At 60.6% G+C, this 19,290-nt stretch carries 10 protein-coding genes; 1 reads left to right on the top strand and 9 read right to left on the bottom strand.

What is annotated here, in order from left to right; all coding sequences use genetic code 11:
- Nucleotide 1: 1 nt before the first annotated feature.
- Nucleotides 2-2,671: a nitrite reductase large subunit NirB gene (gene nirB / locus HMPREF2630_RS06610; protein WP_049331300.1), complete on the bottom strand. Its 2,670-nt coding sequence runs from the start codon at nt 2,669-2,671 to the stop codon at nt 2-4.
- 591 nt (nt 2,672-3,262) lie between these two features.
- Between nirB and nirD the strand changes: the two genes are divergently transcribed.
- The gene (gene nirD, locus HMPREF2630_RS06605; protein WP_049331302.1) at nt 3,263-3,589 is read left to right on the top strand and encodes a nitrite reductase small subunit NirD; all 327 of its coding nucleotides are present in this window, start codon (nt 3,263-3,265) and stop codon (nt 3,587-3,589) included.
- 94 nt (nt 3,590-3,683) lie between these two features.
- Here the strand turns inward: nirD and HMPREF2630_RS06600 are convergent, their stop codons facing one another.
- The 8 genes from HMPREF2630_RS06600 to HMPREF2630_RS06565 form a co-directional block, all read right to left on the bottom strand.
- Nucleotides 3,684-4,415 (bottom strand): sirohydrochlorin chelatase, encoded by a 732-nt coding sequence (locus HMPREF2630_RS06600; RefSeq protein ID WP_065423965.1) that lies wholly within the window; start codon nt 4,413-4,415, stop codon nt 3,684-3,686.
- A gap of 83 nt (nt 4,416-4,498) precedes the next feature.
- Entirely contained in the window at nt 4,499-7,312 is a 2,814-nt protein-coding gene (locus HMPREF2630_RS06595; protein ID WP_070484005.1) for an HtaA domain-containing protein, read from the bottom strand.
- A gap of 178 nt (nt 7,313-7,490) precedes the next feature.
- On the bottom strand, nt 7,491-9,101 hold the full coding sequence (locus HMPREF2630_RS06590) for an enoyl-CoA hydratase (protein WP_141761814.1): 1,611 nt from the start codon (nt 9,099-9,101) through the stop codon (nt 7,491-7,493).
- 363 nt (nt 9,102-9,464) lie between these two features.
- Nucleotides 9,465-10,991, bottom strand: coding sequence for a hypothetical protein (locus HMPREF2630_RS06585; protein ID WP_049344192.1), 1,527 nt, complete (start codon nt 10,989-10,991; stop codon nt 9,465-9,467).
- Between the two features lie 775 nt (nt 10,992-11,766).
- Nucleotides 11,767-13,578 (bottom strand): hypothetical protein, encoded by a 1,812-nt coding sequence (locus HMPREF2630_RS06580; RefSeq protein WP_049344194.1) that lies wholly within the window; start codon nt 13,576-13,578, stop codon nt 11,767-11,769.
- Between the two features lie 301 nt (nt 13,579-13,879).
- Nucleotides 13,880-15,829, bottom strand: a complete 1,950-nt coding sequence (locus HMPREF2630_RS06575; protein ID WP_070484001.1) for a prolipoprotein diacylglyceryl transferase — start codon at nt 15,827-15,829, stop codon at nt 13,880-13,882.
- 508 nt (nt 15,830-16,337) lie between these two features.
- Nucleotides 16,338-17,345, bottom strand: coding sequence for an NADP-dependent oxidoreductase (locus tag HMPREF2630_RS06570; protein WP_070484000.1), 1,008 nt, complete (start codon nt 17,343-17,345; stop codon nt 16,338-16,340).
- 335 nt (nt 17,346-17,680) lie between these two features.
- Nucleotides 17,681-19,290, bottom strand: a 1,610-nt coding sequence (locus HMPREF2630_RS06565) for an LPXTG cell wall anchor domain-containing protein (protein WP_070483998.1), incomplete at its 5' end; no start/stop codon positions are given.

The following is a 19,290-nucleotide window of genomic DNA, read 5'->3' as shown; positions in this document are numbered from 1 at the left end:
ACTAGGCTGCCGGAACCGGGTTGAGGTCACCGGGCTTACCCACGGGAATCTTGGTACCGGTCACCAGAACGGTGTTGGACTCGCCAGCCTTGACGGCCGCAATCTCCTCGGGGGTTGCGGGGCGAATCTGCTCGCGCTCCAGCACGAACAGGTGCGATGCCTCGTCGCTGCCGTTGGGCTCGTTGATGAAGGCGCGGAAGCGGCGCAGACGACGCTCGTCCTTCAGGGTTGCAGCCCACTCGTCCTCGTAGGAATCCACGTGACGCTGCATGTCGCGCTCGAGGTCCTCGCACACGCCCAGGGAGTCCTCGATGAGGACGGACTGCAGGTGTGCCAGACCATCGCCGTGCTCCTCGTCCAGGTCCTCAAGCCAGCGAGCGGTACGCTGCAGCTTGTCCGCGGTACGGATGTAGTACATCAGGTAGCGGTCGATATAGCGCACGACGTCCTCGCTGGAAGCGTCCTTGACGAAGAGGCGGCCGTGGGCGGGGGTTGCGCCACCGTTACCACCCAGGTACAGGTTCCAGCCGTTGCTGGTTGCAATCAGACCGACGTCCTTGCCCTGAGCCTCGGCACACTCGCGGTTACAACCGGAGACACCGAACTTAAACTTGTGCGGGGAGCGCAGGCCGCGGTAGCGGTTCTCCAGGTGGACTGCCATACCGACGGAGTCCTGAACGCCGAAGCGGCACCAGCTCGAGCCCAGGCAGGACTTCACGTTACGCAGGGACTTACCGTAGGCCTGACCGGATTCGAAGCCAGCGTCGACCAGGCGTTCCCAGATGTAGGGCAGCTGCTCGAGGCGGGCACCGTACATACCGATACGCTGTGCACCGGTGATCTTGGTGTACAGGCCGAACTCCTCGGCAACCTCGGCGATGACGGCCAGCTTCTTGGCGGGAATCTCGCCGGCGGGAATACGCGGGACGACGGAGTAAGTGCCGTCCTTCTGCATGTTTGCCAGTGCGCGGTCGTTGGTCTCCTGCAGACCACCGCGGCCGGAGTCCAGCACGTAGGAGTTGCGGAAGGAGGAGAGGATCGATGCAACGGTCGGCTTACAGATGGCACAGCCGTCGCCGCCGTGACCGAAGCGAGCAATCACGGAGTCGAAGTCGTCCAGGTTGGTCAGACGCACGGCCTCGGCCAGCTCCGCACGGGAGAAGTCGAAGTGCTCACACAGGGCCTTGGAGACGGTCAGGCCCATCTTCTTCATCTGCTGCTCGAGGGTCTTCTGCAGCATGGGCACGCAGGAACCACACTGGGTACCGGCGGTGGTGCAGGCCTTCAGGGATGCCACGTCGTGGTTACCGTCAACGATGGCCTCACGCACGGTGCCGAAGCTAATGTTGTTGCAGGAACACAGGATTGCGTCGTCGGGCAGTTCGGTGTCGGGGATGCCGTCGCCGCCGCCAGCTGCGGTCAGGTAGACGTTCGGCTCGGCGGGCAGCTCGCGACCCAGCAGGGGCTTCAGGGAGTCGAAGGGAGCGGTGTCACCGACGAACACGCCACCCAGCAGGGTCTTGGCGTCGCCGCTGGTCACGATCTTCTGGTACATGCCGCGAGCGGGGTCAGCGAACAGAACCTCGAGGCAACCCTCGGTGGTACCGCGGCGGTCACCGAAGCCGGCCACCTGAACGCCGGAGAACTTCAGCTTGGTGGCGATGTCGAATTCCTCGACCTTTGCCTCTTCGTTGTCGTTGAGCAGGTTGGCTGCCACTGCGTCGGCCATAGCGTTAGCCGGTGCAACCAGACCCCAGGTGCGGCCCAGCACGCAAGCAACCTCACCGATAGCCCAGATGTGCTCGTCGGAGGTGTGGCAGGCGTCGTTGACGACGATACCGCCGCGCTCGCCAATGTGCATGTCGGCGGCGAGAGCCAGCTCGTCATTGGGGCGAATACCGGCACCGAAGACCACCATGTCGGCGGGCAGGGTGCGGATGTTTGCGTCCTCGGAGGGAGAGTCTGCGATGGAGACGGAGACGACGTTACCGTCGGCATCCTTGTTGATACCGGAAATGAACACGCCGGTCTCAATATCAATGCCGGTTGCCTTGATCTGGGCGTTCACGGCGTAACCGCCGCCCTGGTCCACCTCGACGGAGAGCAGCCAGGGAGCCACGTCCAGAATGGTGGGCTCCGCGCCGAGTTCCTTCAGGCCCTCAGCAGCCTCGAGACCGAGCAGACCACCACCGACAACGATGCCGCGGGGTGCGCGGCCCAGGGTGGACTGCAGGCGGTTGACCTCGGAAACCATGTTCTTCACATCATCGACGGTGCGGAAGACGTGTGCGGCGTCCGAGTTGAGAATGGGGATGCGAACCGCGCGGGAACCGGTTGCGAAAATCAGAACGTCGTAGGGGTACTCGTTGCCCTCGGTGTCGGTGACGACGCGGCGGTTACGGTCCAGCTTCTCGGCATGGCAGTTGTTAACCAGGTTGATGTTCTCAGCGTTCCACAGCTCCGGATCGCCGAGGGTCAGATCCTTCTCGGGGTCCTTGAAGAGCTGCTCAATGGCAACGCGGTCGTAAGGGGTGTAGGGCTCATCGTTCAGCACGGTGATGGTGTCTGCGGCACGACCGGCTGCCTCTGCGCCCTCGTGGTATGCGCGAACAAAACGCCATGCGGCGGGTCCTGCACCGACAACGAGAATGTTGCGGGGGGTGTTCGACATAGATTTTCCTTTCCTAGTTTGCGATGCGATAGCTCTGCATCCTCGCCGTGGGCGGCGATTATGTCCCTGGGATTCGTCCCGTAACTTATTTGCGGCGCACATGCCGCAACACGGAAATCCCGGATTTGCCAAGATAAGGGGGTCGTACCAACGGAGCGCAAGGCCCCGCGAAACCTCTTATCTTCTGCAACTCCTGAAAATTACGAAACATTTTTATGTGGGATTATGTTGTTTTCTTCAGGTGCTCAAAAGCGATTCCGAGCTACGACTTTCATCGTACATGGTAGCGCAGGGTACGGATAGCCAAAATCAGCATTTTGTGAGAAAAAATTCTGAAAAACTTCCGCGGAATAACAGCCCAGACGAGGGTATACATACCCCCGGTGGCAGTGGATTTAGGTAAGGCTAATCTATAAAATTTAGGGTTGTATTTTAGGGTGAAAATAACCTTTAGCTTTCTCGCGTGCCCCATTTCCCAATGTGGGTTTCATAGGGTAAACTCCAAACAAAGAACACGTGAATCGCAATTACGCCCAAACCGTAATTGAGCTCGCCCCCGCGCGACACACACCGTTTCGAAAGGAAAACCCCATGGCCGATAACTGGGTCCGCATCTGCGCCGAATCCGATCTTGAAGAGAACTGGGGCGAAGTCGCTCTGGTCGACAACCATCAGTACGCCATCTACAAGACCAAGCACGGCATCTACGCCAGCGATCACCTCGACCCGCACAGCCAGGCACTCGTTCTGGCCCGCGGCATTATCGGCGAGAAGAACGGCCACTCGACCATTACCTCCCCCCTCTACAAGGAGGTCTACGATCTGACCAACGGTGAGTGCCTCTCGGACTCCTCCTACTCCCTCAACGTGTACCCCGTTGAGGTCCGCGACGGCGATGTCTACCTGCTGGCCAACTAATTCGGACGGCTCATAGACAACTCAAATTAACGAAAGGCCCCCGCTTCCTCTGAGGAAGCGGAGGCCTTTCGCGCGGAACAAGCCCAAATAGTTCTTAGGCGGCAAGCGCCTCATCCATGCGATCGACAAAGCACTCGGCCACCACCCTGGCGGACGCAGGGTCCTGTGCGTTCACCAGCGGCGTGGCGACCTTCACCGGCAGACCGGTTGCCTCAGCATCGCGGCGCATCTTACCGGCAAAGAAACCCTCCGCCAGCAGGTATGTTGCGGCGAACTCCGGCTTATACTCGGCCACCACCTCGTGGAACTTCGGGTCAATGGAGGCAATGAAGCCGTGCTGAACCTGGGTTCCCAAGGCCTCGGAGAGCAACTCGGCGGCACGCTCCATATCGGCGCGGCCATCGGCGCGGGAGGAACCGGCGGCGCCCTGCACCACGACAGAACCGTTCTCGGGGGTCCAGCCGGCCTCTTCAAGGCGGGTCCGAGCCAGGCGAGCCAGACGGGAATCGGGACCGAGAGACTCGGCAATCACGATACGTTCGATGCCGCTCGCGCGGGCTGCCCGGCGCAAATCCACCTGGGTATGGAACCCGGTAGAGAGCAGAATCGGGACAATAACGCAGGGCTCGTCCTTGGGCAGAGCCGCCGCAGCATCATCCACGCTGGGCGATTCGACATCAACATAAGCCTCGTGCACGCGGTATTCCACGCCGTCAGTACGCTGGTCCAGCAGGGAACGCACCTGTTCGCGAATCAGGGCGATGGCTTCACGGCCGGCAGCGGAGTCGGTACCGTGAGAGGTCGCGAGAACATTCAAAACAGTCATGCTCCCATTGTATGAAAGGAACACCCCGCTCCCCCACTCATGAACACGAGTGACGAAGCGGGGTGTTGCACGAAGGCTAAATTTTAGCTCTTGCGACGACGAGCCACGACCAGTGCGGTACCTGCAGCCAGGGTGATAGCGCCAGCTGCGGCGGCGAACATAGCGCCGGATGCGCCGGTCTGTGCCAGCTTCGAGGAGGAGCTACCGGAGGTCGAGGAACCACCCGCGGAAGAACCACCGTTAGAGGAACCACCGTTAGAGGAACCGCCGTTAGAGGAACCGCCGTTGGAGCCGCTCACACCCAAGTTGTCGGAGGCACCGGAACCAGCATCAGAACCGCCGTTGGAGCCACCCTTGTGGCCGGCTGCGTTCTGGTCGGCAGTGCTGCTCTCAGAAGCGGAAGCGCTCGCGGATGCAGACTCGCTTGCGGAAGCGCTTGCAGACGCACTAGCCGATGCGGTCGCCGAAGCGCTGCTGGAGCTGCTTGCGGAGCTCGACGCGCTCGCAGACGCGCTCGAAGAAGCAGACGCACTAGCGGACGCCGATGCAGACGCGCTCACCGAGGGGGTCACGGCGGGAACGCTCGGAACCGCGGTCGGGGAAGCGCTCACCGATGCGCTCGGGGTTGCAGAAGGTGCTACAGAAGGTGCCACGGATGCGGTCGGCAGAGACGGCGAGGTGGGCTCCTCCGAAGGCACTGCGGTGGGCTCGGCGGTTGCGGAAGGCTCGGCGGTTGCGGAAGGCTCAGCGGTTGCGGAGGGCTCCATAGTCGGCTCTGCAGAAGGTTCTGCGGTCACGCTAGGCTCTGCGGTTGCCGAGGGCTCGACGGTCGGCTCAGCAGTTGCAGAGGGAACCTCGGTCGGTACAACAGTCGGCTCTGCAGGCTTGGTCGGCTCTGCAGTCGGTGCCACGGTGGGAGCAACGGTCGGCTCAGCAGGCTTAGTGGGCTCAGCGCTCGGCTCTGCAGTAGGAGCAACGGTCGGCTCGGGTGCCTTAGTCGGCTCAGCAGTCGGTGCCACGGTCGGAGCTACGGTGGGAGCAACGGTCGGCTCAGCAGACTTAGTGGGCTCGGGTGCCGGGGTCTGTTCCGGTGCCGAGTTCGCTGCCAGGCGGTTCAGCCACAGCTGATCCTCGTAGGTGTTCGGGTTCTCGAAGCTGGTCGGGTAGATAATATCGCCGTTGGGCAGTTCGAGAGCGTTGTAGCCGCCGCTCTTGTCGGTCTTGCGCATCGAGGAGAGAACCACCTCGTTCACCTTGTTCAGGGTCTCGTCCATGAACACCAGGCGGGAGCCGGATGCGTCCACCACAACCACGTTGCCCGCACGGGTCAGGAACATGGTGGCAACCTCGGTCTTCTCGAAGCCCTCAAGAGTTGCGGACTCGCGGACCACGCTGAAAGTGCCGTTCTCGTACTTGAGGATCTGCACCTTACCGCCGTACCAGTTGTTCCAACGGTAAATGTAGCCCTTGGGGCTGACCAGGGTCGAGGGCAGGGCGGTGTCGTAGCCTGCGGGTGAAGAGTTCGGCACCAGGGACACGCCGTTGCTGCTCATGTGCAGCAGGTGACCCTTCTGAACCGCCTTTTCGCCGGCCGCATCGTAGATGGAAGTCGACGGCGCGTACACGAAGCTGCCGTCGGGCAGCGGTGCGAGGGTCACGGTGTTGTTGGAGAACGAGTCGCCGTAGTACTCGTCGAGCGAGTATGCGTTCACAACCTGCGGGTCGATAGAGTCGGGCTTCGGCAGAGCTTGCGAGGTTGCCTTGCCGGATGCATCAATGATGGTCAGCTTGCCGCCGCCCTGGCCGTCAATGCTGACGATGCCCCAGGTGTTGTTGGCGGGGTTGTAGCCGATTGCCTTGACGGTGGTGGTGCCGAGGTCTGCGTCGGAGTAGGTGCCGGAGGAGACGAGCTTACCTTCGGCGGTTACGGTGTACAGCTCGGGCTTGTTGGTCTCACTGTTGATGACGAGCATGCGGTTGCCGTCAGCATCCACCGCGAAAACGCCCTTGTTGGCCTTCAGGACGCCGGTGTCGGTCATCTTCAGGTTGGAGCTGGTCAGCACGGTGTAGGTGGTGTCGCCGCCGAAGCTCGGGGGTGCCACGTGCACGATGTGGTTCTGGCCCAGACGTGCGGTGTTCTGGGGCAGGTTCACGCCCGCGCCGGTGTTGTAAGACTCGGCGACGCTGTAGGCGCTCTTGGGGGTGTTAGCTGCGCTACCGTTGTAGGAGATGCTCAGCGGGTCGAGGCTAGCGCCTTCGTTGTAGAAGTCGGAGAAGGCGTGGTTACCGTCGGCGGTCAGGTTCGCGGAGATGCCGCTGATGCTGACCACGCCGTCCTTCTCGCTCTGCTTGGCGGTGCCGGTGCTCAGGGTCGCCATCTTGACTTCCATGGGGCCCTCGAACTTGCCGGAGGCGTAGTTCTTGGTGCGCACGGTCATGTAGAGGGAGCCGGTGCCGTCAGCGAGGTTCAGTTCCACGCGGGGGTTGGAGAATGTGAGGTTCAGGGCGCAACCGGTTTCGGGGTCCTGACCTTCGGCGCAGTGGCCGGTGAACCAGAGGCGACCGGCAGCCTGCAGGGTGACCTGCTTGCCGTCTTCAGAGACGGTGGTGGAGGTCGGGGTGAAGGTGAACTGCTTTGCGGTTGCGTCCCAGGCTGCGCCGTCGGTCATTTCGCGGGGCATACCGTTGTAGGACAGGAAGGAGGCGCGCACGCCCCAACCGAAGGACGCGCCTGCAGTTGCCTGGTCGCCTGCAGCGACGTTCTGTGCGGCAACGTTCTGTGCGGCGATATTAATGTTCTCGGCAAGAACGGGTGCCAGGGGCAGGGCGACAGCGCCAGCAACGGCGAGGGCGCAGGCTCCCTTGGAGAGGCGGGTGCCAGATGTGAAAATCTTCATTGGTGTGTATCCATACTATCGACACTGTTAGGACAGGCTTACTATATCGACAGTGTGTATATTTCTCAAGATATACACCAAATGAGCCGTTTTATGACAAAACATCTCACAGCACACCGACAGGGCAATACCCCCTCAACAGGCACCAGGGGCCATCACCACCCCAACCCCTACGCGACTAATCCTTCTTCGAAGCGTGCATACGTGACATACCCAAAGCACCCAGAACCATTCCACCACCAATGGCCAATAGTACGGCCAGTGCAGATGAGGAGGCCATCATGCCATGGGCCAAATCGGCTTCTGAGGCCTTCACCCCGTCACGGCCCTTCTGCTCGGAACGCACCTGCGAGGAGGAACCATCCAGCGTCGAAGACCGTCGCGATTGGGTAGCGGGCTCGGTTTCTGCGGGCGCGCTCGTACGAGCGGTAGCCTGCTCGTCCTGTGCATCGCGTGTGCGGTAGCCTAGCGCAGATGAAGAAGAGGCAGCGGGGCGAGCAACGGCCTCCGTCCCCTCTTCGACAGAGATGGTGGGGTCCTTCCGGTCCCCGGCCAAGGCGGTTGCAGAACGTACGCCTCGGGTCTTCGTCTTATTCCCGTCAGTCACTTTCACGGCATTCTGTTCCTCACCGCTCGAGGCCGTTGAGGGGGCCGCAGAAGAGGTGCCAGCCACTGCTGAGGATGAAGAATCCGAGGAATCATCAGTGGAGGTGTCGCCGCTTTCACCCTGGGAATTTCCGGTGGCGCTACTCCCCCGAGAAACGGTGAAGCGCACCGTGCTGACCTGGACATCTCCACCGCTGGTGGCGTCTATTGCCACTACCAAGTAGGTGCGGCCGGTCTGCAGGGAGGCGCCGGGTACACCCAGCACCGCCTCAAAACTTCCGGAGGAGAGGTCCGAAGGGTTCACCCTCACAATAGCTAGGGCGTCACCCACCGTATGCCCATCACCGTCGAGCTCCATGAGCATCAGGTCATACCCGTTGTCATTCGTTGCAAAGTTCTTGCCGCGCACCGTAACGGGCTTTACCGAATCGCTCGAGTTAACCTGGGAGTTCTGGATTGTCAGGCGAGGGCTGTCTCGGTGATTCTGCCTACTTGCCTGAGCCTCGATCTTTTCGGAGCTAATCAGCTGAATATGCTCCGGTTCCTTTGTGACGTTCGGGGACTGGGTCACCACCGGCTGAGGAGTGGGGGCTACGGTAGAAGGAATATGCGTGGGGCTGGGCTGCGGTGAGGGAGACTCCGGGGTGTCTTTATTCTCTACCGGTGTGGAGTCGGTCGCCGAGGGGCCCTTCGAGGACGCATCCTCACCGTGGGGCGGGGTAACTCCCGGCTGAGTAGAATACCGAGGATCGGAGGGAACCTCCACCAGGGTGTCGCGATCTCGCGTCAGAAAATCTACGCGCGTGATGCCGTAGGCCGCATCCGTCAGGGTGATGACGTAGAACGTTCCCCCAGCGGGCAAATCAAGCAGAAGCGCTACTTCCCCGGGGGAACCCCCTTCGGTCGGGGAGACAGAACGGTGGGTGCATTCCTCCGTCGAGGTGCACGAAGTAACTTCTACCAGCACGCTCTCGGCAGAGATTCCCTGAGGAAAACCCGACCAAACGAGCAGGGCAGCACCGTTCTCACGGTGAATGGTCAGGTTAATATCACCCTCGTTAGGGCCATCGAAGTCGACGTTCGATTCCCCCTCGCGACGTTGCGTTATGGGGTCGTCCGAGTCGCCTACTCCAGCGACATCGTGTAAAGAGGGCGTAGGGTCGGCAACAGTATCGGCGGCCATGGATGGGGCAAGCACCCCACTCTGCAGTCCCGCAGCAAGGGTCGCAACGGCAACTACACGGCGTTTTATAGATAATGTGCTCATGCAATGTGTCTTTTCGTGGTGTTTAACGAGGTGCTCCCATCCCCGATTATTCTTCCAATCCCACACGGGGTAATCGACCGAGCCCTGGACAGAGTATCTGTCCGGTGGCATCCACGCCATATGACCACTGAGATGTGGGGTCAGGGTAAGGAGGAGTCCACGTCTATATATCGGCTTCCTCAACCCTACCATGAACTCCGAGGTTTATTCACTCAAGGGTATTTTGACTCCCCTAAACGCTGTCTTTACGCTCGGGGAGTCAACAAGTCCCGTAGGTGTTTACCGGTGGAACACCCGAGACAGGGAGAAGGCATTCCTCCGAATGGCCATCCATACGGCGCCCGCCACCAGGCCCAATCCCACCAATCCTACGGTCCAGAAGGTCACCCTATAGTCGGAGGCTTCCTCCATAACGTGTTCCGAAGAGGACGCCGCTTTCACGCCTTCCTGCTGCCCCGCGGTCGACCCGGAGTGCACCTGAGAGATAGGGGCGTTAACCTCAGCGGAACGGGAATTACCCTCCGTCTGACGGGTGGGGGTTAGTCCCTTGGCGCCGTCGGTAGGGGTCACGGGCTGCACGGCAGATGCCGATCCGCTCTTTACGGAGGCGCCACCCTCCCCATTAGGCGTTGCGGTATCGGACCCCGCGGCGTATGCCGAGGTCAGGGGTGACTGCCCGGCGGATGCATTGGTCTGGGGCGCCATAGTGCGCGCTTGCGCCAGAGCCTGAAGCCCCTGCTGACGGCGCTCGGCACGCGCCTGACTCTCACGGGTTGCGGTGGAATCGGCCCCGCTAGAACGGGAAGCGTTCGAGCTACCGTCGGTTGCGTTAGAAGAAGCATGAGAGGAGGCGTTCGTAGAGTTGTCGCTCTTCGCGGTAGTGGACGTTGAAGTAGCGCCCGTTTCATCGCGGCGAGTGGCGGAGGATTCCGCGGTATCCTGCGATTTCCCGGCACTCACCTTAAACCGAACTGAGGCCACAGCGGTGTCGTTGTTCTGCTCATCGACGTACACCAGGTACGCGGTATAGACCGAATCGGTCTTGAGAAGCGACCCCGGAACGCCAACAGCCACCTCGAGTTCTCCTCCGGCGATGTGTGCAGCGTCCACGTGGGTGTACGAGACGGCATCGCCTCGGGGATTACCCTGCATATCGGTCTCAAGGACCATCAGGTCGTACCCGTTCTCTCGGGCGGGCAGGTTCTTTCCAACAACGGTCACGGGCTTCGTCTCTGCGTCAGAACGCAGCTCGGCGTAACGAACGTTCAGCGTTGGAGCGTTCAGGTTCGCGTTGTCTCGGGAGGTGGTCAGGCCTCCGGGTACCTCGCTCACGATCTGAGTGCCGCGCTCCAGACCGCCTGCTGCTTTCGGGGTGAGCGAAATCGAGGGCTGCGGATGACGGGCCTCTTCACGCGCTTTAGCCAGGATATTCTGCGTTTCGTCGTCAAGACGGATTCCCGACGAGTCACTGTCGACGCCCCCATCACCGGCAGGAACGATATGGGGAATAAGCGAACCGGCAGTAATTTTGAACTCCCCGTATCCCTCATCGAAGCTGTCCATGTCGAGGACGGAGATGGTGTAGTAGCCTTCCTTCGGCGTACTCGGTAGCGTGAGCGTCAGAAGGGTAGAGCCGTCCTGGGCTTTCACTGCGCTCAGCTGCTGGGGAGTATAGGTGACTACCTCTCCGGATGCTTTACCGGAGACGGTGTAGTACTGAACGGCCACGAGATAGTGGCTCGAATCACTGATGTACTTCTCTTCGTAGAGAGGTTGCAGATTGAGGGTTACCCGGTTCTGTTCCACAGAATGAATTAGAACCTCAAGCGTATCGAGTTCAATGCTGAAATCTTGCGAGGGACAATTCTGAGGATTCTCCGAATTGAGAATAGTAATAATACACTGCTGATCGACAGAAAAACCGGTTCCCTCCACCGCGGAAGCATTGGGTAACACAAACATACCCGTAGTCGCTAAAACGGAAAGCGTCAGGGCGCGGAAAGTTCGAGGTCGTTGAGTGATCATAATAGTGCCATTTCAATCGAAGCGGACGCACAACGCGCTGATAAGGAGTAGCTCACCACAAGCCCCTCTAATGCAATAATTATGCGTGCCGGTACATCGGTTACATCCCAGCCTAACACGAGTATTAAGATTTTAAATTCATTGCATTTGTGTGCTTATTGTTAGGCAGTATATGCACCTCAGAGTAAAACACTGTATGGCCACCCCATAAAACATCGTTATCGAAAAATGCGAATGTTTAGAGGGAGGGCCGAACACCCCGCAAACAATTATTTCAATCGCCATAAAAGCCCAGGTGCACGACATATAGTGTCCACTCCAAGCCCTGAACACAGGCCGCTCACGGTGTTATAACGCATAAACGTTCGTGCCGGGGGCCCGCAAATCCACCTCCTATAAACAATCAAAATCATTTACATGCCGTACAAGATTTGACAAAAATCCATTGCATAATGCGACACACATCTCACATAATGCAAAGACGCCCCGCGGTCGGTAATGCTACGCATCACCACCACGGGGCGCCTTTCGAGGTAAATTCTCTGCTCTCCCGCGCCTATGCGTTCGCGTCCATCGTCTCAGTTGCCACCGCTTCAGCAGAGGCCTCCGCCCGACGACGATACCGGTTCACCACCACGGCGCTACCCACGAAGACAACCGAACCGGCCAGCGCAATTCCCAGCGGCACGGTACCCTCCGGCAGGGGTACATCTTCCGAAGCGCTTGCCTCCAGTTTCTGAGAATCGGAACCACCGCGAGCTTTCGTGCTTCGCGTATAGAACCCCTCGGAGCTCAGGCGAGAACCTTCCCGTGTGGCAGAGGCAACGCTCTCAGTGCTTCCCGCTGAGGTCTGATACCCCATCAGATTCACGATGGTGCGTCCGCCAATAAAGGCTGCGTATCCCGACATGACCGGGGTGACGTTCGATGCGGTAACGGGGTTACTCGTGACCGCATGAGCCTGCGGGGTTGCCCGCACAGCCGAGGCATGGGCCTGAGCGACATGATTCAGAGCGACATCTGTCGAAGGAATATGGGGAACGGTTTCCCCAGCGATTCCTCGAGCCGACGAAGATTCAACCGCAGAGGGTGAAGCATCACTCGGTGAGGAGATATCTGCCGGCAGCTGCTCACTCGAAGAATGAACCACAGTGCGCCTAGGCTGATTGTTGGCGTCTGCAGTTGAATCCGCCGAGCTGGCGCGCTGAATAATGCTCACGCTGAAGGCAGAGGTTGCCACGAGCCTCAGCTCATCGGGAGACTCGCCCCCCACCGCCACCACCCGGTACCGCTTACCGCCAACGAGTGAGGTTCCGGGGACCTTCAAATCAGCCGAGAACGCGCCGTCCCTGACCTGCTCGGGGCTCACGTGGGTCGTGGCCAGGGGTGCGCCGACGGCTCCCCCGTCGGCAGGCATCTCGAAGACCATGACGTCATAGCCCAGGGAGCTCTCCCCCACGTTCTTGACGCGCGTGCGAATCGTCTGAAGATCGCTTGAGCCTCGCAGCTCCGCGGTGGAAATCTCAAGAATGGCCTCGCGGGTTTCCGCGGGGACCTGATTCGAGGAGCGGTTATGCACCAGGATACGGTCCCCCTCGGGCTTGGGCGTATCAGAAACGTCGGTGGTAGATTCGGAACTACGGGGCTCCCCCACATCACCGGGTTTCTCAGATGCAGTAGCGGAGGGGGTCGGCGAGGCGCTCTCCGAGGCAACCGGAGCCGGGGCCGGAGCGGCCGTGGGCTGCGGACGCTCCTCTCGCTCATCCTTCGAAGGCTCGGGATTCGGCACAGGATGGGGCACGGGGCTCACCGCATCGATGGGCGCACGCTGCACACCCGGGGTATCGGGGAAGAAAAGATTCTGACGTGAGGCGAGAAGACCATCAACACTCTCGCCGTATTCGGGGCTCAGCTCAACGAAAGAGGAGGTGCCGGTCTGAAGGTCGGTAACCTCCACCATGTAGGCCTGTTCAATATTTAGGCGCTGATGAATACTCACATCGAGATAGCCGTCATCATTCTTTGACACGGTCAGCTGCGAGGCGGGGACCACCATCGAGGCAACTTCCAGACCCTCCATAGTAACTGCCACCAGGCGCACCTGCACGTGGTCAAGAGACTTCACCCCGCCCAGACCAATCAGGATGTAATCCTCACTCTGGCCTAGCAAATCCATGATGAAAACATCAACGTTCGTAGCGTGGGGTTCAGGGGTGTTCGCAGAGGGAGTCGCACCACGCGGCTGTGCATGGGCGGACGATACGAAGGAAGCGGGGGCCAAGGTTGCAGGGGCCAGCGCACCTCCCAGCCCGAGGGCTGCAGATGCTACGAGGGCCGCGCCGCGAGCAGTTCGCTGCGTGGTAAACATGGTCACCTTTTTCGTGAGTGAGTAAGTGAGCGATAGGTTGTGCAATCCCCCACGCTCAGAAGTTCGGAAGTGAGAGCGGGGAGGCGGCCTCTCTTATCGGTGACCATGTGCGTTTCAGAACGCGTTTTGCTCCGCGAGGGCGGAGCATAGAGAGAGTGGCAGTACCGCCGGTCAATGCACTCTAAATTATAGGTATAACCTTAGAAAAAGTTAAAGACGAGGGGACGCCTCTTTTGTTACAAAGAAGCATCCCCTCGTCTTATCTCACGTTATGGCTTGTGAGAGGGTATTTATCAGCATTTTAGGAGCGGGAAGTGAGTTGCACATCACGGCGGCCACGGCGGGTCAGGAAGGCACCCGCAACCAGAGAGAGCGACCCCACCGCGCTAATCGTCAGTATCCCGGAGGCGCCCGTTACAGCCAGCTGCTCACGCTCACCCTTGGAGGCCGAAGCCGTAGCCTTCTGAGGCTTCTGGCCGGCACGGTCGGTAGCGCCGCCGGTAGCACCCTCGGTAACCGGAGCAGATTTGGGCGAAGCCGACTCATAGGATACAGGAGCCTCGGATGCGACAGCCACAGGAGCGGACTCCTTCGACTCTTCGGCCGGTGCCGGGGCGCTATCGGAGGGAGTAACCGAGGGCTTCTCCTCCGTCGGCTTTTCAGCAACAGAGTCACCGTAGCTCGGCTCCTCAGTTGCCGGCGCTTCGGTCTGCTCGGCAGGCAGCGAGTCGGAAGGACGCGAAGCATCCACGCCGTCACGCTCCACTGTGAAGCCGCCGGTCACGATCTGCACGGTTCCTCGGGAATCCTCGTAGACTGCGCTTACACGGTAGGTCGTACCCGGCTTCAGGGCGTTGCCCGGCACCTGAAGCTGCGCGGAGAAGGAACCATCCTCCACACGAGCGTCCCCGGAGGCAATGGCCTCACCGGCGGTTCGGCCGTTAGAATCCAGCGCGTGCACCTGCAGGGCCACGGGACCGGAACCTTCGAGACCTTCACCGGTGAAAGTGAGCGTCTTTTCCGAGTCATTCTCGGGGACTGCGGTCTCTTCCACGCGCAGGCGAGCACCCACGGCCACGGATGAATGATTCGTCGATTCGGCTGATTCCTGCTCCTCCGCGCGATCTGCCGAGGCGTCGCGCACCCGGTCGAACTGAGTGTTACGCGGCAGGTCGTAGTGGCGCCGAGGGTCGGTTTCCGGGAGCACGGGGTCCTGTTCCTCAGCGGGAACAATGGAAGCCTCAGAAGCTTCAGGCTCGGAGGTCGCGGGGCGAGGGGCCGCCGGGGTCTCCTCCGACTGCGCTCCAACCTTTTCAGCCTCTTCGTCGACAGGCTCAGCGGCTGCGGTCTCAGTAACGCTCCAGCCATTGGTGAAGGGAATCTCGACACTCTGAGCTGCTAGGCCTCGGGAAGCCGAAGGGGCAATTTCAACGTTCAGCATGTAGCGCAGATCGGGATGCACATCTTGCAGAACGGCTAGGCGCGCACCGGGTACCTCGATGCCGTCCAGAAGCGTGCCGTTGACAACATCGGCTCGTGCCGGGGAGGCAGCCAGTACGTGGCGATTGCCCTGCTCATCAACGGCGTAAATCGAGGTCATGATCTCGAAGGCCTGCGCATCGCCCAGACCGGTGGCCTTGTAGACGATCAGGTTCTGCTCCTGCGGAATTTCCAACTGACCCGACAGGATCTGGGCATTGAGCGGCTCATCCTGAGTATCCGCAGGCTGCACCTCCAGGGGCGTCCATGAATTGTAGGAGGTGTCTTCGACGGAATAGCCGAGATCGGGGTTGACGACGGCGGTTGCCACCACGTACTGCTGGTTGGGGTCGAGGATTCCCGCAGGCAGGGTGAGCTGGGTGCTAAAGCTACCCTCGTGCACATCGGAGACGGGGACGAGGGTCATGGTCACCGCACGGGCACGGCTCAGGGCAGCCAGGGGGTACTTGCGGTACTCACTGACGTACACGGCGATGCCATGCTTCTCAACGTCCTCGCCCAGAAAACCACTACCGCTAACGGTGATACTCTGGGAACGCGCGGGGTTGATGGCAGCACCCTGTTCGACCTGCACCGAGGGGCGCACATCGCGGTCAGAATGCTGGGCACGGTTCTGCTGAACGTTAGAGGAGGAAAGGCCGCCCGCATTGTGCACTGGAATCGCGGCCTGGGCCGCACCGGTGCCGGCGGTCAGAACGGAGGCCGCAATGGCGGCCGTTGCTCGGGTCTTTGAGTGAGCGGGATCGGGCATGAAACACACCTTTTCTGTGAGTGTGAACGATACCCTTTACGCGACAACGACGCCTCAATTCCCGGCGGGAAGATGTACGGTTGGTTCCTTCGCGAGGTTGGTAACCTTGCGATAGGGGTCTCCTCGGCATGGGCGATGGGTTCCGAGAGGTAAAACTCTCAATCTCCATCTGAGGTGGAAGTCTGCGCGAGGGGAATCGCTCTATTTATCGGTAGTTCCACACTATCAATAGAAAAAGCCTCTTGAGGCCCAATACGCTTTACGAGCCAACTATTTTTTTATGCAATGAACCACAAAACGGGTTTTTTACCCAAATCTCCCCCACTAATCATCCGCAAAACATATCGACTAGGTAAAATACCTCAACTCTCCCTTCAAGGTGAGGGTTTGAAGCGAACGTAAATAGGTAGACTCTGCAGTGCTATATGTGCACATTTATGCACATATAGTTATTTTCTTTCGGGTGTAAGGTTTTTGAGGTCTCGCATCAATCAGTAGCGCCAATCCCCTATTCACCGGCGATGCGAATGACTCTCTTGCCACGCGTGTGACCGGCCTGCAAATCGCGGTAGGCCGCACGGACATCCTCAATCGTGAACCCGTACACGCGATCCAAGCGAATTGACACCTTCCCATCGGCGACCAGCTCGGCTAGGGTCTCGAAGTCCCCGTGTTCCGAATGGCGGGGGCCCGTAAACTGTGCTCCCCTAATCATGACCTTGGGCGAGGGAACGAGGGTTCCAATGTCCTTGCCCTTCAACCCCAGCGAAAAGGCTAGGGTCACGTAGTCGCCACCGTAGCAGTCCAGGAACTTTGTCACGCGACCCTCGGCCGCCTTGAGCACTCGTTCCCCCACGCCCTCGCCATAAGCAACCGGCACGGCCCCCAACGACCTGATAAACTCGGCATTCGCGGCCCCTGCAATGCCAATGACGCGTGCACCGCGAGCCACGGCATACTGCACGGCGACGGACCCAATTCCGCCCGAAGCCGCGGAGATGACCACCGTATCGCCCTCACCCGCGCCAATATGGCGGAAGGCGCCTCCCACGGTCAGGGCCGCGACACCCATTGCGGCCGCGTGCTCAAAATCAATGGAGGCGGGCTTAGGCGCAATGTCGCCGATGTTCACACAAATTTCCGTGGCCAGAGATCCCCGTTTGGTGCCCAGGCCGGGGGCACTGACGATGGTTCCGAAGACATCGTCGCCCACGCGATAGCCCGATACGCCGGGCCCCACCTCGAGCACCGTGCCGGAGAAATCACGCCCCACTCCGCGAGGGAACTGCGATTTCTTTGATTCAAACCAGCGGCGGGGGTTCCTGATTTTCATGGCGCGCGAGAGCATCTTGAGCTGCGGAGAGCCCTCAAAAATCTTATAGTCCACGGGGTTCAGGCCGACCGCACGCACCGCAATCTTTACCTGCCCCGCTTCGGGGCTCTCCCCCGGTACGCTCACGAGCTTCAGATTCTCCACGGGCCCAAAGCGGTCGTACTGCACTGCCTGCACGCTCATCGTTTCTCATTCCCCTCTTCCCGATTCGGGAGGTATTCTGCAACCTAACGGCAAATTCTTCGACAGGGTTATCCGGGCCCCTCGAAATTCGAGGCTTTCACTTCCGGGACGCTCGGAACCGATAAACCCCCACCCCCGCGAGCGCGGGAACCCTGTCATGAACAAATCGACACCGGTCTGTCCGTCCATTGCGGCTGCAACGTTCCGTGGAGCGCCGCATCGTGCGCCCTCACTATTCTGAACACACAGAAACGTCCTCGCGGTCTCCCGAGATTATTTTAATCCCGAGGAAACCGCGAGGACGTTTCATACGGCGTTACGCGAAAGGATCAGCCCTAGAGGCTGCGGCGACGCAGAAGCATCAGCGCAGCACCGGCGATCAGCGCTGCGGCGCCGACACCGGCAATACCTGCGACACCTTCAGCGCCGGTGTGAGCCAGCTGCGGCTTCGAAGAGCTATCCGAAGTGGTGCGGCCGGCGGTATCGCGAGCGCTCACGGTGTGGCCACTCTGGGAAGAAGCGGTCACCGGGGTGTTACCAACCTTGGCCTTGGGAGCCTGCGAGGAGGGAACGCGAGTCTCGGTCACGGTCACGGAACCGTCCTCGCTCATTTCCGCGGTGAAGACGCTGGTGGTGCCGTCGCCGTTATCGCGAACGGTGGTGTTATCGTCGTTGCTTGCCGCGGGCACCGTGGGGGCCGGGTGGTCCGCATCGCTCACGGAGGCGGTGGTGACAGCCACCTGATGTACCAGGCCGTTCGGGTCGCTGGTAGCCACGAGCGCGTACACGTAGCCGGGCAGCAGACGATCGGCACGCACGGAAAGCTTAGCGGTGAAGGTGCCCTCCATAATCTCGGATGCGGGCACATCCTGAACGGCCAGAGCCTCACCGGTGATGTTGCCGTCGGCATCCAGGCGGTAGATGGCCACCTGCACGCCGCGGGAAGCAGATTCGTGGGTGAATCCCGCGCCGTTGACAGTCACCACGTTGTACTCGTCATTCGGGTCCAGGCTTGCGCTCTCGGTGGTGAGGGTCGCGTTCTGGGGTTCAGGTACTGCCGGGGTCTCGGGAGCCGGAGTCTCGTCAGCCTTGGGAGTCTCTGCCTTGGGGGTTTCCGGGGCGGGAGTCTCATCAGCCTTAGGGGTTTCGGGAGCCGGAGTCTCGGGGGCCGGGGTCTCATCAGCCTTGGGGGTGTGATCACGCGGAGTGGTAGTCTCGGTTACCTTGAAGGAGGAAAGAGCCACCAGCTTCTCGGCGGGCTGAGCCTGGGGGTTGCTGACAGCAACCAGAGCGTAGGATGCGCCGGCGGGAAGCTGGGCTGCGGGAACGCTGAGGGAAGCGTTGAATGCGCCGTCCTTGATCTGTCCAGCGTCAACGGTGATGGTTGCAATCGGTTCACCGGTAATCTGCTGGTTAGCGTCCAGAGCGTAGATGCTCACGTTAACAGAGGCACCCACCTTGGCCCCCTGGAAACCGGATGCACGAACCGTAATGGTATTGATGGTGGCGTCTGCGGGGAAGTCGGTTTCCTCAATCTCGATGGCGGGATTGGCCTGCTCGGTCTTGGGATCTGCCTTCGGGGTTTCCTCGGTCTTCGGTGCCTCGGTAGCAGCAGGGGCCGGGGTCTCAGCCTTGGGTGCTTCGGTAGCAGCGGGGGCCGGGGTCTCGGTCTTGGGTGCTTCAGTCTTCGGTGCTTCGGTAGCGGCCGGGGCCGGGGCCTCAGCCTTCGGGGTTTCCTCGGTCTTCGGTGCCTCGGTAGCAGCCGGCGCCGGAGCCTCGGTCTTCGGTGCCTCGGTAGCAGCAGGGGCCGGGGTCTCAGCCTTGGGTGCTTCGGTAGCGGCCGGGGCAGGGGTCTCAGCCTTGGGTGCTTCAGCCTTGGGTGCTTCAGCCTTGGGTGCTTCAGTAGAAGCCGGGGCCGGGGTCTCAGCCTTGGGTGCTTCGGTAG

The sequence above is a fragment of the Rothia sp. HMSC072B03 genome, from assembly GCF_001809565.1.
Taxonomy (GTDB): domain Bacteria; phylum Actinomycetota; class Actinomycetes; order Actinomycetales; family Micrococcaceae; genus Rothia; species Rothia mucilaginosa_A.
The sequence above is the reverse complement of the archived record's forward strand: the minus strand, read 5'-3'. Positions and strand labels throughout refer to the sequence as shown.